Annotated in this window: 10 protein-coding genes; 8 read left to right on the top strand and 2 right to left on the bottom strand. The window is 40.8% G+C overall.

Features of this window, described 5'->3' with window-relative positions:
* Positions 1–71: 71 nt before the first annotated feature.
* From ACFPA1_RS12290 to ACFPA1_RS12260, 7 genes are all read left to right on the top strand, one after another.
* Positions 72–1,490 (top strand): cytochrome c3 family protein, encoded by a 1,419-nt coding sequence (locus ACFPA1_RS12290; protein WP_378583239.1) that lies wholly within the window; start codon positions 72–74, stop codon positions 1,488–1,490.
* Positions 1,491–1,518: 28 nt separating this feature from the next.
* Positions 1,519–2,679 (top strand): cytochrome c3 family protein, encoded by a 1,161-nt coding sequence (locus ACFPA1_RS12285; RefSeq protein ID WP_378583237.1) that lies wholly within the window; start codon positions 1,519–1,521, stop codon positions 2,677–2,679.
* Between the two features lie 43 nt (positions 2,680–2,722).
* Positions 2,723–3,430 (top strand): tetratricopeptide repeat protein, encoded by a 708-nt coding sequence (locus ACFPA1_RS12280; protein ID WP_378583235.1) that lies wholly within the window; start codon positions 2,723–2,725, stop codon positions 3,428–3,430.
* Positions 3,427–4,398, top strand: coding sequence for a 6-bladed beta-propeller (locus tag ACFPA1_RS12275; protein ID WP_378583234.1), 972 nt, complete (start codon positions 3,427–3,429; stop codon positions 4,396–4,398). The genes ACFPA1_RS12280 and ACFPA1_RS12275 overlap by 4 nt, the downstream gene beginning before the upstream one ends.
* A gap of 161 nt (positions 4,399–4,559) precedes the next feature.
* On the top strand, positions 4,560–6,101 hold the full coding sequence (locus tag ACFPA1_RS12270) for a cytochrome c3 family protein (protein ID WP_378583231.1): 1,542 nt from the start codon (positions 4,560–4,562) through the stop codon (positions 6,099–6,101).
* A 337-nt stretch (positions 6,102–6,438) separates the two neighbouring features.
* Positions 6,439–8,547 carry a multiheme c-type cytochrome gene (locus tag ACFPA1_RS12265; protein WP_378583228.1) on the top strand — a complete coding sequence of 703 codons (2,109 nt, stop codon included), beginning with the start codon at positions 6,439–6,441 and terminating at the stop codon, positions 8,545–8,547.
* A 337-nt stretch (positions 8,548–8,884) separates the two neighbouring features.
* Positions 8,885–10,864, top strand: a complete 1,980-nt coding sequence (locus ACFPA1_RS12260) for a cytochrome c3 family protein (RefSeq protein WP_378583225.1) — start codon at positions 8,885–8,887, stop codon at positions 10,862–10,864.
* 99 nt (positions 10,865–10,963) lie between these two features.
* On the opposite strand, the gene ACFPA1_RS12255 is transcribed toward ACFPA1_RS12260, so the two are convergent.
* Together ACFPA1_RS12255 and ACFPA1_RS12250 are read right to left on the bottom strand one after the other, a co-directional pair.
* Entirely contained in the window at positions 10,964–12,886 is a 1,923-nt protein-coding gene (locus ACFPA1_RS12255; RefSeq protein ID WP_378583222.1) for a YecA family protein, read from the bottom strand.
* A gap of 6 nt (positions 12,887–12,892) precedes the next feature.
* Positions 12,893–13,300 carry a UPF0158 family protein gene (locus ACFPA1_RS12250; RefSeq protein WP_378583220.1) on the bottom strand — a complete coding sequence of 136 codons (408 nt, stop codon included), beginning with the start codon at positions 13,298–13,300 and terminating at the stop codon, positions 12,893–12,895.
* 223 nt (positions 13,301–13,523) lie between these two features.
* On the opposite strand from ACFPA1_RS12250, the gene prfB reads away from it, so the two are divergent.
* Positions 13,524–14,625 (top strand): peptide chain release factor 2 gene (gene prfB / locus ACFPA1_RS12245; RefSeq protein WP_378583218.1). Its coding sequence is split into 2 segments (ribosomal slippage): positions 13,524–13,595 and positions 13,597–14,625, totalling 1,101 coding nucleotides; the frame shifts between segments, so codons are not numbered across the junction.
* The last annotated feature ends 91 nt before the right edge of the window (positions 14,626–14,716 follow it).

The raw sequence follows: 14,716 nt of genomic DNA, 5'->3' as shown, positions 1-14,716 counted from the left end.
GATACTACCTTTAGAGAGGTAGCAATGGAAAATAAATAGAGAACCAATCAAATATGGGAAGGGTGAGGAAAATGGCCTTTTGGGGGAAAAAGAAAAAAGAAACCGATCCCGATGCAAGAGAAGATAAAAAAAAGGTGGGCCTATTTCGCAGACTTTGGCAAAAAGTCAAAAACATAGATTGGAAGGATCCGGTCACAAGATGGAAAGTCATGTTCATTTCACTAATAGGGTTGATTGTAATTGGAGGCGGCAGCTATGGTGCACTGGCCATCACCAACTCGCCGGCGTTCTGCTCGAGCTGTCACGAAATGGCACCAGAATACTCGACCTTTACGGCAAGTGCTCACAATAATATCACGTGTGTCCAGTGCCATATCAAGCCGGGCACCATCAACATGCTGACTCACAAAGTTAAGTCGTTGAAAGAAGTTTACTATCACGTTACCGGGGTGCCGGAACAAATTGTCCAAACAGAAGATGAGGTTGTTTCGAACGAGAACTGTATGCAGTGTCACTCCAAAAACCGCCTTGTCACCGCTTCTGGTGACCTAAAGGTTAATCACAAAGGGCATATTGAAGAAGGTATTCCATGTATCTCCTGCCATGCCGGTGTCGTTCACGCCAAGATGGCGGCCCGCGGTATTAATACTGAAGAAGTTCGCGGTGAGTATACGAAAGAAACAGCTGAAAAAATCATGGAAAAGAAATACTTGCGCCCGAACATGGGTACCTGTATCGATTGCCATGACAAAGTGAACAATGGCGAAAAGCCTTGGAAGGACGTCGCTTATCTAGTTCCGCCAAACCCGGAGGAAGTGGAGAAAAAGATTGATGAAAGCAAAAAAGAAGGAGTCAGCGAGCCTGTAGCAACCGAAACAAAAACGGAATCAGCTGTAGAAGGAACAGCTGGAAGTGGCACAGCTGAAGACTTAGCTAAGGTACATGAAGAAAAGACTCAGGATCTCATTTTACAAGCCATTGGAAAGCAGCAAAAGGACGTTAAGATTTCCATGGCATGTGAAACGTGTCATAGAAAAGTTAAGGTTCCTAAGAGCCACAAAGAGGAAGGATGGAATCAGGCACACGGAGGTACTGCTATTCAAGAACTCGACAAATGCGTGAACTGTCACCAGGATTCCAAATGGATTAGAGAAATTCCTAAAGAAGACATCATTTCCTTGCTGAAAATGAAAAGTGCTGAAAATAGCAGCCATAAATATACGGCAAACCTAACTGTCGTAAAAGACCAGTCTCGGGTTAATAATTTCTGCAGTGCCTGTCACGGCAAGCGTCCTGCAGGACACTTAGAAAGCGATCAATGGTTAACAGCACACGCAAGCAAAGCCAAAACAGCAGACCAAAAAGCCGAATGCTTTGTCTGCCACGACCGTGAAAAGCCAGTAGAAGGTTCAACAACAGTAAAAGCGCCAACAGAAGTCTATTGCCAATACTGCCACAGAACCGGCTTTAAAGACGATGTGAAAAACTAGAAAACCCTAAAATAGGAGGGACTAGATTATGGAAGAGGAGCGTAATGAGCTGCCGGCCCCTCCCAAGTTTCGCTATAAGCTATTCAAATATGCAACGTTAACGGTGTTGTTTCTAGCCGTCTTCCTTGGACTCGGCTTTACGGGGCTGGAGGCAACATCGTCTTCAAAGTTTTGTGCTTCCTGCCATGAGATGAAGCCTCAATATTATACATGGAAAGCTTCCTCTCATAGTGAAGTAGAATGCGACAGTTGTCATATTCAACCTGGGGTAAAGAATTATGCTAAGGCAAAAGGGGAAGGCGTAGTAGAACTTTACAAAAAACAAACAGACACCTATATCGCACCAATAAAAATGCCAAACCTCATTCCAGATGAAGCATGCGAAAAATGTCACAATATGGATAGGCGTGAAGTTACTCCCTCAGGGGATATCATCATACCGCACACGAAACATAAAACTGAGGGGGTTAAATGTGTTGAGTGTCATAGCGGTACTGCCCATGGGGAAATATCTGACCGCAAAGTAACCTATAAAAGTGATTATGAAAAATGGGATGAAAAACTAGGCGCTGCTCTGATGAAGGATAAAAAGTTTACCAGCCCGCAAATGGACACTTGCATGGAGTGTCACCAAGCACGAAAGGCTACTTTGGAGTGCAAAGCTTGTCACGAGACAACGATGCTGCCTAAAACTCATAAATCAGCAGATTTTAAAGCTGGAGGACACGGGAAAATTCAACCTTCAGAATTGAAGAACTGTGAAAAGTGCCATTCTTACATGTCAACAGAGGAGTACGATTTATTTAAAGAGGATCCATCCTATACAAAATTTTTGAAAAAGGATACACCCAATACTACAAATGTAACTGTTTCTCAATACGCAAAAACGAATACATTTTGTAAAGAATGTCATGGAAAAAGGCCGGAAAGCCACCAAATAACTTCCTTCATGACCAAGCATGGCAGCCTGTCAAAGGATACACAAAAGTGTATGACCTGCCACGAAAGTCGGATTACAAGTAATTCGCCCGTAACGAAAGTGCAATGTGCGTCATGTCATCCAAGCTCCCACAAGGATACATGGAGAGACAGACATCCATTTAAGGTTCCAGAAAATCAGAAATACAATAAAACCTGTTTAAAATGCCATGTTGAAAAGACATGTGCCAAGTGTCACAAGACCAAATAGTGACTATAAAAGCAAACGAATAAATTCCGAGAGGGGATTTAAGATGGAAATAGAAAGAGTGCCTCAAGAGCAAGATGAGGGAAGAACAGCCAAGAAAAAGCCGAAAACTTTTTCGCAAAAAACTAGTATCCTACTATTATTGTTAACCTTAGTCTTTTCTGTAGGAACAGGTTATGCTCTCGGTCACTTTTATTTTTGGAATGACATTGATATGAAACGAGTGAATGAGCAGCTTGCATTCTACAAAGAAGAGGTAAGAAAAGACCCGACCAACTTACAGAACAGAATCATATTAGGTTATACCTATTACTTAAAAGGTGATAACGACGAGGCAATCAAACAATATGATTATGTTTTGGAGCAGGACAAAAATTATTACGATGCCCATTACAACATGGGGTTAGTTTACGTGAAAGAAGAGCGTTATAATGAGGCGCTTATTGCGTTTGAAAAGTGCGTTAAAATTGCGCCGAAAGACTTTAAAGGCTACGTACAAATGGGGATCGCCTATCGTGGATTGAAAGAGTACGATAAGGCAACAAAGGCTTTAGAACAAGCTAACAAGATGGCTCCGACCAATGCCGATATCATTTATCAAATTGGTATGGTCGCTGAAGCACAAGGTCAGTATGATGATGCCATTGCTATTTATAAGGATGCACTTCAATACGATCCATTGTATAAGGATGCAGTGGCTGCACTTGACAGACTTAAAGATAAAGACACAGTGGCTGAAGGTGAAAAACAATGAAAAGACGTAATGTGTATATCGGAATGGCACTCATTGCTATAACCACAGCAGCAGTTTTTACTTTCCTTTTTCTAAATCAAACAAAGGCTGTCGATACGGGGTTGCTAAAGGTTTTAGATCCAAATGGGGCACCGTCCTACAGTATGTCTCTTACCGGTGACTTTAATAAACCATTTGAGAAACCGATGGATGTAACCGCAAATGGCTCCTTTACTTATGTTTCTGATACAAATAATAAAAGAGTCGTGGCGTTTGATGCCGGCGGCAATTTGCTCTTTGCTTTTGGCGAGGAAGGAACCGGAAAAGGTCAATTTAAATTCCCGTACGGGATTGCAACGGATAATCAAGGAAGGGTATTTGTAGCCGATTTGTATAACGGCAATATCTCCATATTCAATGAAAAGGGAAAATTTATTGATTACTTTGCCAAGAAAACTTTCACAGAAAAAAATATCTCTTCACCAGCGGCCTTAAGAATTATCGATAAGAAGGTATATATGACCGATATTAAAACGAATAAAGCTTATGTTTTGGATATGAACGGTAAGCTACTTCTTGAAGTAGGCAAACCAGGCACTAAAGAGGGCGAGTTTAACGCACCAAACGGCATCACAACTGATGGAGAAGGTAATATTTATGTTGTTGATACCGGTAACCAACGTGTTCAGATTTTCGATAAAGATGGTAAGTTTGTAAAAATCATTAATGGCAGCACAAATGGGCAAGGGGAATCGATTTTTGTCAACCCGAGAGGAATTGGCGTTGACTCGAGAGGCATCATGTATGTTGTCAGCAACCTGACCCACTTCGTTTATGGCTTTGACAAGGATGGCAAAAAGGTATTTGAAATGGGCGGCATGGGTGAAAACAACGGCCAATTCTCTCTGCCAAACGGATTGTTCATCGACAAAAACGATAATGTTTTTATTACAGATACACTCAACATAAGGATACAGGTTTTCAACTAACGTTCATCAGCCAAGGAAAAATGCAGTGAATTAGATTTATCACTTTTTCCCTTAACTTGAAAGGGGGCGGTATAGAAAGATAGGATCAGATTGTTTTTTCAGAGGATATAAAACAATACAGAGAGAGAGAAAAAAGAGAGTTATTTTGGGAGGTTTTAAGAATGAGAAAGTTTAGTTTAAGCTTACTCTTTGCACTCATGCTGTTTGGTATGTTTGCAGCAGCTGCATCTGCTGAAGAACATTACAATGGAGGTTTGACTCCTGGAACAGCTGATGGCATACTACCGAACGCTAACGAAACAGGAAATGGTGTAGACGTAAATGACGGTTCTGCAAAAGGCACTGTAGTAAAAGCCTTGACTGGTCAAAATGTGCACACTTCTTATCAAAACAACACAAACTCTTGCGCAAGCTGCCACCAGGTCCATACTGCACAAGGTGATCAATTGCTTTTCGCAGACACTGTTTATAACACATGTACTGCATGCCATGATGGGACTTTAGGTTTTGCCAACGTATTCACTGATGGTTCTATAGCTGCTGATCCTTCTAAAGCGATGGGTGGTGCTGGTACATTTGGCGGAACTCACGGTGCATCTCAGCACATGTCTAACGATAGCCTGCAAATCAGTGCAGCTCCTGGTGGAAATCCAGTCTCTACTTCAAAAGTTAAAGGAACTCAATGGGGCGAAAGCTTCAGCTGTGCAAGCTGTCACGCACCACACGGTTCCTACTCTGACCGTTTATTGCAATACAATCCAAACGGAATTGCTTCAATGCCGGCTTCTCAAGGCGGTAACCAATTAGAGAATGTCCCTGTAGTGGATACTCTTACTGGACAAACTGCAGCTGTGGTGTTGCTTCGTTCTACAGATGCTGATGGTAATGTAACTGTCGCTCAATATAATAAAGGTACTTCTGGATATACAAAATCTGAAGCTCCATGGTTGTATGGGTATGACAGCCGTACTGATGGCAAGACTTACTGGTCTCGTTTGATGGAAAATGATACTACTGTTGCTGCTTACGGTTCAACATCCGGTGTTTATTTTGATTACGAACATGCACAAGCATATTCAACTTCCACTGCAGGTGCAACTGCATTGGGTAAAGCAACAAAAGGTTTCATCGCTCGTCCTGTAGTTGTTAAAATGGCTAAAAACGGACACAATGTTGTACAAAGTGCTTACTTTGCAGGTGCCCCTCTTGCTCAATTTGAAAATGTAACTGAACAAGAAATGAAAGACCTTGGATACACAGTAGGAACTGATACTAATAAAACTGTTAAAAACGTTGGGGTTAAAATGTCTCAGTTCTGTGCTGCTTGCCACTCTGACTACCTGCAAGCTAATTCAGATGGTAAAAAATCCCACTTCGGTGATGAATATGCTGCCTACCGCCACAGCACTAACAGCGACAGCTACACTTGCGTACGTTGCCACTACGGTCACGGTACAGACGCATATATCATGAAAGATGCTCTTGGACGTACAATTAAAGACCTAGTAGCTGATGGTGGAAAATTCGCAGGTGATGAGACTTCAGCATTAGCATATATGCAAGATAACAACGCTTCTTCTGCTCTTAAGAAGTTCACTAACATGTCAGTATGTTGGGCTTGCCACAACAGCTCACACGCAGAAACAATCAAGAACACTGAGCGTGAAGCGGATCACCCAATTGGAATGCCTAATGGCTATTAATAAAATAAGCTAACAATTAGCTGCAACTAATTATTAGCTCAATAAGAAAGTTTGGAAAATAGGGTGTTATGCATTGGCATAGCACCTTATTAATTGTAATTAAATTTTACTAGTTTAGACAACAAAATGTCAAATTTAATACTTTACAAGGATTCTTATAAATTATTTTCAGAAAGAATTTTTTTCCTTAACACAAATCCATATTTTTTACAAAAGATATATGAATTTTTATTGAATAATAGCTCAATCCTCTAGTACCTTGCCAACCAAGAGAATAAAATGTTTGTAGAGACCTATTAATTTGCGCTACATAAATAGCAGAAGTGAGGGGTGCTAAATGGGAAGAAGAGGACTCCTGCATAATTTGAAATTCCAAGTATTGGTCATACTTGTTATATGTTTTCAATTACTAGGATCCCAGCAATTTTCGTTTATATCACATGTTTATGGCGAGGGAGTTGTTGTTCCCAAAATAACCATTACTTCGCCAAAATCAGGTGATATTTCTAAAGAAACAACTATAACTATTTCGGGTACGGTTGAAAATTTCCCAGCAGGAGTGCCTATTGATCTTTACGATGGTATAGAGAAAAAAGAAACAACCAACCAAATAACCGATAATAATTGGAGTATTACAGTAACATTAACTGAGGGTACCCATACTATTACTGCCAAATCTGTTGTTGACGGGGTCGAAATTAGTTCAGACCCAATTAATCTAACAATTGATTCCTTGCCATCAGTTAGCTTTGGAAAACCAAAAAACGGAGAATTTACAAAGTTTCGAAGTTTGGCAGGCTCCACTGATCCTATGGCTACCGTAAGCCTATGCATTGATTGCACTCTGGATGCCGGAGGAGGGGGAGTAACGGGAACCTGGGTCCCTGTTTCGGCAGACGGTACAGGAAGATGGGAGTATGAGGATTCCGGTTTAATAGACGGTCCCCATGAAGTTTTTGCGAAAGTCATCGATGAAACAGGAAACGAAGGAAATATTAGTAAGGTTGGCTTTACATTGGATACCCAGCGGCCGATTATACTGCCCAATATACTTCCAATGCAAAATTATACCCAAGTACAGTTGGACTCGACTATTAAGGTAAAGATTTCTGACCTAACTCCAATTAATAATAGTAAAGAATTAATTGATAACAGTATCAAGGTTACCAGAAATGGGATTAATGTTGACGGAACGAACTTTTTCAATGACAAAACAAATGAGATCACCTTTACGCCATTGAGCCCATTGCTGCCTAGCACAAGATATTATGTTCAAGCTAATCCGAATGGAATAGTGGATTCGGCTGGAAATAGTGCTTATCCTAAAGTTTGGTCCTTCACAACGGTTAGTGATGCATCAGCGGGACACCAGAATCCGCATGGAAGCTATGCTGCCAATGTGAATACTTGTGCAAATTGCCATGGCACTCACAAAGCGCAGGACCCTAATTTGCTGTCAGCCAAAAAGCCTGCGGAACCTGGCCAGAAAGAAGAGATTATACCAGTAGATACGTATTGTATGGCATGCCATGACGGGACAGTTGCCCCACAACCTGAAAATAGTCAAACAACACATGTACATATTGCCGCTGTTGGATTTGATGGTAAGCCAAATGGAAGCTCCTGCTCAACGTGTCATAATCCGCATTCGGATTGGTCAGTGGATAATCCGAACTTGGCCCAAGGAGATATTACTTATACCCATAATAATACTCCGCATCCTGACAAACCAACGGGAGAAATTAACAGTAAACTTCAATTGTGTGAATCCTGCCATGAAACGGACAGTGCTGAAAAGCTCGGCGACCCTGGAGTAAAATATCGTCTGTTTGAATATAAAAAGTCGAATACTGCATTAGGAATTTATGAAGACTTTCAGCTTTGCCTTCGCTGTCATAATGGAGATTTTCAGAAAAAGGCTACGAACACCCCTGACATTGCCAGGTATTATAATAATTTAACGGAAGTAACTATAGCGCAGTATGAAAAAACAAATGGTCAATCGTCATTTGCAAACCGCGAAATTTCGGCAGCAGAGAAAAACTTTTCAGGTCATATCATCAAAGCGCAAGATGGAAGTCCTCTTGCAGGTCACATCCCATGTGCTGAGTGTCATGATACTCATGGGTCTAACAATGTTGACCAAATAAAAACGCAAATAGGACATGAAAATCCAACAACATTTAATTTAACATCATTTGACCCGAATGCCATTGTAAAATGGGATGCAGGGAAGCAGCAAAGTTTCTGTATTGCCTGCCATAATGGCTCAACTGCCATATACGGTGTTACAGGTAAAGCGATTTATGATGAAAAGACAGAGCTATCCATTAATCCGGCAATACCTGATCATAATAAAAAAATTACAGAAACAACAAAGCCTTGTTCAGAATGTCACAGTAACAGTAAGTCGTTTGTTGAGGCAGCGCATGCTCCAAAAAAATAAAAAAATCGAGAGAACTCCTCTCGATTTTTTTATTTTTTCCGGTTGCCAATTTAAATAACATAACAAATATCATTATGTGAATATACTAAAAATATCAATAATTCTAAAAAATTACACATTATTTTGAAAATACATCTGCTATACTTTTTCTAGGACCTTATTACCATATAATTTAGGCCTTTATTCATATGGTAAATAAGAGGTAGATAGTGTAAATAGACCTATTGGATAATAGGTCTATTTACACGATTTCTAATCTTTTGCCAAGGGGAAGGTGATCCGATAGAAATGTTGATTTGGCTATAACGAAAGTGGATAGAGAGAGGAGAAAGAGAAAATGTCTCGTAAAATGGGGAGTTTTAAGTTGAGACGAAAACCTATTCTGATTATGTTGTTGTTTTTATCCCTTGGATTGTTACTAAGTGCATTCTATGTTTCTGCAGTTGATACTTTTTATAGTAATTACTATCCTGCAAAGGGATCCAAGGTTACAGTATCAAGCCCAAAAATAGCTGTTTATGTAAAAAGCTTATATGAATTAGACAGTTCCACAGTAAAAATGTGGTTAAACGGAATGGACGTCACTCCGAATTTTGTAAATAAGAGTCTTAAAGAAGGAACTATCAGCTTCAATACCTCTAATCTAAAAGACGGGGTCAACACAGTAGAGGTCAGCATTAATGATAAAGGCGGGAATACCCTTAGTGATTCCTGGACATTCACAGTTGCAGAGCCTCCTAAGTTTAACGGCATCAATCCTGCTGATAAAAGTGAGCAGTTAAAAGCAAACCAATTAACCGCAGTTGTAAGTGACAATCATGCAGTTAATTGGGATACGGTGACGCTAAAAATAAACAATTCTTATGTTGATTCTACCAAGTTGGAAATCAATCGGGAAACAGGAAAGATCACCTATAATTATATTTTTCCAAATAACAGTTATACTGCTGTTCTTGAGGCAAAAGATATCTCGGGCAACAGTGGCACCAAGAGTTGGACCTTTACAGCTGACTCGGCTGCACCTAGTTTGGTAAACCTCTACTATTTTAAGGATAGCGCTGTCATTACAGATGGGATATTAAAATTTAGCGGGGAGTTAAAGGATCTTGTCGATATTAAAGACAATGTTACTCTGTCTTTGGATGGATCCCCTTTAAAGATAAATTTTAAGTATAAAGGATATATAGATTATTATGATGAATATATTATTACCTCTAAAAAGCAAGCCTTTATAGATTACGAGGGAACTATCGCAAATGGCAGCCATACATTAACATTGTTTGCAGAAGATACATTAGGCAATGCAGTTACCCGAAACTGGAATTTTACCGTTTCCGTCAAGCCGGTGGTTTCAAATCAGACTCCACTAAAATATGGAGTGGACGATTTAAAGCCGACTATATCTGCCGTAGTAAAATCACCAAATGGCTCAATTAATCCTGGTTCTATTCAATTTAAATTAGATGGGCAGCCTGTTGCCTTCCAGTATGATGAAAGTTCAGGCCTAGTTAGTTACACCCCTCCTGCGGTTTTGGAAAATGAAGCTTATCACACTGTTAATGTTGCTGCGTCTGATTTGACAGGTGTTTCAATAGATAAACAGTGGAAATTTTACACCAATACTTACCCAGATATGAAGGATTCAAATATTTCCAGTTGTACTTCCTGCCATCAAGCAAATAGCTTTACAGGAAGCAATGGTGATTTGGAAAATGTCCATAGTAAAAAGCTTTATTTTAACGGAACACATTCAAATAATCGTTGTGAAAACTGTCACAATTATATATCTGTTCCGGCAAATTGCAGTCAGTGTCATGAAGATCCTGATGGAGATGCGTTCGACTTAGCGCCGCACGGTTCAACACCAACGATTCATTATCAGCCAGTGAATACTGACCCGACAATGCCATTAAGGGTAACAGAAAATCGTGAAATGAACGATTGCATTGTCTGCCACCAGCCTGGATCGCAGGTGAAAGGATATACTGGAGCTTTTGTTACACCAACGAGACTTCTAAACAATCACGATATTCCAGAACTTCATAAGGCAAATAATGAACCGGATTGTACAGGATGTCACGCAAAATCACTAACGCACGAACATGCCCGCGATGGCAGACAAGATGCAAATGGCAACCCGATCACTTGCAATACTTGCCACCAAAGTACGAATCCAGCAGTGGTGCAAGCGATTAAAGATAAAAATACATCTTGTACGTCCTGCCACTCTAGGGATACTGTCCATAAGGACATCCATTCGAAGTGTGCAAACTGTCACTCGAAGGGCAGCTACGAAGATTCACGGCATGCAAATTAATTAACCAACGGAAAGATAGATAAAGGGGCTTTCCAGAAAGTATATTATTTGGCTTTCTGGTAGCCCCTTTTTAGAATTCCTTTGATTTTGACTTCTTTATCATATCTTTTTCAACCATTCCTTCAGCCCGTCAACCTTCCCCCACAAATGCAAATGCATCGCAGCATACACAATAGCTTCGTTCTCATCCCCGAAACCGTAATATTCAGGCGTTTGATTTGGCAGCTTCTTTTTGCCGGTTAGGTAATATAACACAAATCTATTACTTTTTTTGGCCTGTTTCACTAATGTTTTTGCTTTTACGGTATAGCCGTTTACAAGCAGCTCTAGCAAAAGCCTATTGTAGATAGTTTCTGTTGTTTCCTCATCAAATTTTCCCAACAGTTCCTCGGCCTTTTCAAATTCTTCTTTTTCCATGTAAGCCATAAATAAGGAAGTACGAACACCCTGATTATCCATAGGGTTCAACTTGAGGAGTTCCTCATAATGCTCTATCGCCTCATCAGTTTTTCCTAGCAGAAAGATTGTCTCGGCATAATTGAACTTTGCCCGCATGTACGGTCTTGTTTCAATCAGCCCCCAAAAGTAACCTTCGTTTTCTTTAAAAAACTCTTTGCCGAGATGTTTTTCGCCAACCTGTATGCCATGCCAATACAATCCCGCGGATTCTTCCGGTTTTTGTGCGATATCACCAAGTAAAACAAAAGCATCAACACAATAAGGATTGATATTGATTGCTTCTTGAATGAGGTGGAGAACTTTAACCCCATCTGCACGCAAGGCCTCAAAAACTAATTCCTGAGCACGGTCTTCATTTCGTCTTGAAACCTTCTTGGGCAATTTGTCAGGAATATTTATCGTAAAGGTGGAAGCTTTACTTGGGTTTCCTCTACGCACCTTTTCATCTTTTCCTTTCGGAAACTCAATGACCTCCGCCTCTTCAAACTTTGGTTCCTCGTCACCCCCGTACACAATATTCATCATTTCGCTTATTTCTTGGCTTAGGACATTTTCCATGTCCGATGAGATGGTGGAAATGGACCTAGCGGACACGCTGTATATCTGCCCAAGCTCCTTTTGTGTAAATACTTTTTCCAGCATCGGCATCATTTTTTGCATTAAATAATGCAGCCCGGCGGCATATAGATTCGGGTTCTGAATCCGCTTTTTTCGCTTTTGGCAATAACTAAACCAAAGCACAATCCCTGCGTCCACAACTGGTGCAGGCATGTCAAAAGCTTCTGATTGTGCTTTGAAAAGGTCGGCAACTTCCTTGTAAACCGGGGCGGGCCATTCGATGTCATCCGTTTCGATTAGGCCGCCAACCATCGGCAGTTCGCTCAAAACTTCAATAAAAAAATCATCCAAATACTGTTGTGGGGACGGATAGTCGGCGGCGATACTGCTATCCTCGATATAAGAAAAAGCAACCTCAGGTTTTAAATCCGGCAAATCAAATGGCGCAGGGAAAAACGCAAAGTTTTGTCCAAATGGTACCAACATACCCAAAAAGAGAGTGCCTTCCTCAAAGTCAGCCGGCGTACCTGTAATAATTGTCTCAAGCTGTTCCCTCGTAAAGCCATCCTCCACTGTCAGCTTGTTGTTTTCAACTTTTAAGACTTTTCCGGCAATCGTTCGACCATTCGTCCATGTTTGAAAAATTTGCTTCAGCTTCAGCCGCTTAATTTTTCCTGCCTCGGCCGCAATAAATTTCTCAATAACTTTTTTTCCGTCATCCAATTCTTCAAAAAGGGAAAACCAGATGGCATGAACCACTTCATAGAATTCCCGTTCTTCTTCATCCTCTAGCTCGAGGCTGCTATACTCCATGAACATTTCAAAATCATCTTCGATTTCCGCGCCAAAATAATTGAACGCAAAATGAATCATTTGCTTCTGCAACTCGTCGGCTTCACTTTCAAGTAAATGGGTGATGGACACAGCTTCACTTGCCCCGCAGCACTTTTTATACTTTTTTCCGCTCCCGCAGGGACATGGTTCATTACGGCTTGGTTTCTCCATCTCGCTTTACACCTCTTTTTTCTCTAAAAATTCTAACCAGTTTTCCATTTCTTTTTTTGCATACTGATATTCAAAGGCATACCACTCATTTTCAAGCCCCGCTTCTATCAGCCCATCTTTAAATTTTCGAAAAGGCCGATGACTGCTGCTTAACGCTTGAAACAGCGGATTGCTTTTTTTGTCATCATTAACCTGTGCTGCAAATAGCTCCATTAGCCGAAATGCTTGAAAAGATTCGATACTTGGAATCTCTACATAACGGTCTATATTTTCCTCATCATCCCAGTCTATTCCTTCTTCGCCGGTTATGAGTGGGTCTCCGTCATGGACAACTTGTTTCGTCTCTAAATCCAGGTAAGACTGTCCGATATTGTTCGTTAAATATGTATCAATTAGTTCATCCAATAAATTCATATTTTACACCTGCTCATATTTAATAGTACCATTTTCGACAGATTCATATAGGAAAATACGAAGGTTTTAGGGGATAATTTCTGATTATCGCTAAAAATGACCAAAAAAACAAATCACACCTTTTTTTGAACTTTTCCCACTTCTCAAGTTATAATGAACAAGGACTTACAAGCATTTAAGGAATACACTATAATAAACGTTATAACTTTTAGAGGTGACGAAAATGGAATTAGCGGAAATTCGCAATGAACTTGAAATTACGGCTAAGAAATTAGCGGACTTTAGGGGGTCTCTTTGACCTTGAAAACAAGGAAGCCAGGATTGCAGAGCTAGAGGACGAAATGCTCCACCCCGATTTCTGGAATGATCAAGAAACGGCCCAGAAAGTAATCGGTGAGGCCAATGGATTGAAGGACCAGGTTCATGAGTTTTATGAACTGCACGAATCATTTGAGAACCTGGAAGTGACCTATGAGCTGGTGAAAGAAGAAAGCGATGCCGAGTTGCAGACCGAGCTGGAAGAAGAGCTTCAGCAGTTAACAGACCGGTTAGGTCAATTTGAATTGCAGCTTCTTTTAAGTGAAGAGTACGATAAAAATAATGCCATCCTTGAGCTTCACCCGGGTGCCGGTGGAACAGAGTCACAGGACTGGGGCTCCATGCTGCTAAGAATGTACACAAGGTGGGCCGAGAAAAAGGGCTTTAAGGTAGAAACCCTTGATTATCTTCCGGGTGATGAAGCAGGCATCAAAAGCGTGACCCTCGCTATTAAAGGGCACAATGCCTATGGTTACCTGAAGGCAGAAAAAGGAGTTCACCGCTTGGTAAGGATTTCGCCGTTTGATTCATCAGGCCGGCGGCATACATCTTTTGCATCCTGTGAAGTAATGCCGGAACTAAACAATGATATCGAGGTTGAAATTCGGACAGAGGATTTACGGGTAGATACGTACCGTTCCAGTGGCGCTGGCGGACAGCACGTTAACAAAACAGAATCAGCCATCCGAATTACCCATCTCCCGACCGGCATTGTGGTAAGCTGCCAAACCGAGCGGTCGCAGATTCAAAACCGCGAGCATGCCATGAACATGTTAAGATCTAAACTTTACCAACGAGAAATTGAAGAGAAGGAAAAGGCGCTGTTGGAAATTCGCGGCGAGCAAAAGGAAATCGGCTGGGGAAGCCAAATTCGCTCTTACGTCTTCCATCCGTATTCCATGGTAAAGGACCATCGTACTAATGCCGAAACTGGTAACGTTCAGGCTGTCATGGATGGAGAATTGGATCAATTTATTAATGCTTACTTACGTTCACGTATTTCATAATAGGAAATAATAATTTTTAAAGCCTTTGTCGACTTAGTTGGCAAAGGCTTTAATTTTGGGGGAACTTTTGCCGTTCATGATGGGTTTTAAT

Source organism: Neobacillus sp. GCM10023253, assembly GCF_042653105.1.
In the GTDB taxonomy this organism is placed as follows: domain Bacteria; phylum Bacillota; class Bacilli; order Bacillales; family Cytobacillaceae; genus Neobacillus; species Neobacillus citreus.
This window is presented reverse-complemented; position numbering and strand designations above follow the sequence as displayed.

Coding starts and splice junctions, on each gene's coding strand:
- ACFPA1_RS12275 (WP_378583234.1), top strand. CDS start 3,427: ATGAAAAGACGTAATGTGTATATCGGAATGGCACTCATTGCTATAACC.
- ACFPA1_RS12285 (WP_378583237.1), top strand. CDS start 1,519: ATGGAAGAGGAGCGTAATGAGCTGCCGGCCCCTCCCAAGTTTCGCTAT.
- ACFPA1_RS12290 (WP_378583239.1), top strand. CDS start 72: ATGGCCTTTTGGGGGAAAAAGAAAAAAGAAACCGATCCCGATGCAAGA.
- ACFPA1_RS12280 (WP_378583235.1), top strand. CDS start 2,723: ATGGAAATAGAAAGAGTGCCTCAAGAGCAAGATGAGGGAAGAACAGCC.
- ACFPA1_RS12255 (WP_378583222.1), bottom strand. CDS start 12,886: ATGGAGAAACCAAGCCGTAATGAACCATGTCCCTGCGGGAGCGGAAAA.
- ACFPA1_RS12270 (WP_378583231.1), top strand. CDS start 4,560: ATGAGAAAGTTTAGTTTAAGCTTACTCTTTGCACTCATGCTGTTTGGT.
- ACFPA1_RS12265 (WP_378583228.1), top strand. CDS start 6,439: ATGGGAAGAAGAGGACTCCTGCATAATTTGAAATTCCAAGTATTGGTC.
- ACFPA1_RS12260 (WP_378583225.1), top strand. CDS start 8,885: ATGTCTCGTAAAATGGGGAGTTTTAAGTTGAGACGAAAACCTATTCTG.
- ACFPA1_RS12250 (WP_378583220.1), bottom strand. CDS start 13,300: ATGAATTTATTGGATGAACTAATTGATACATATTTAACGAACAATATC.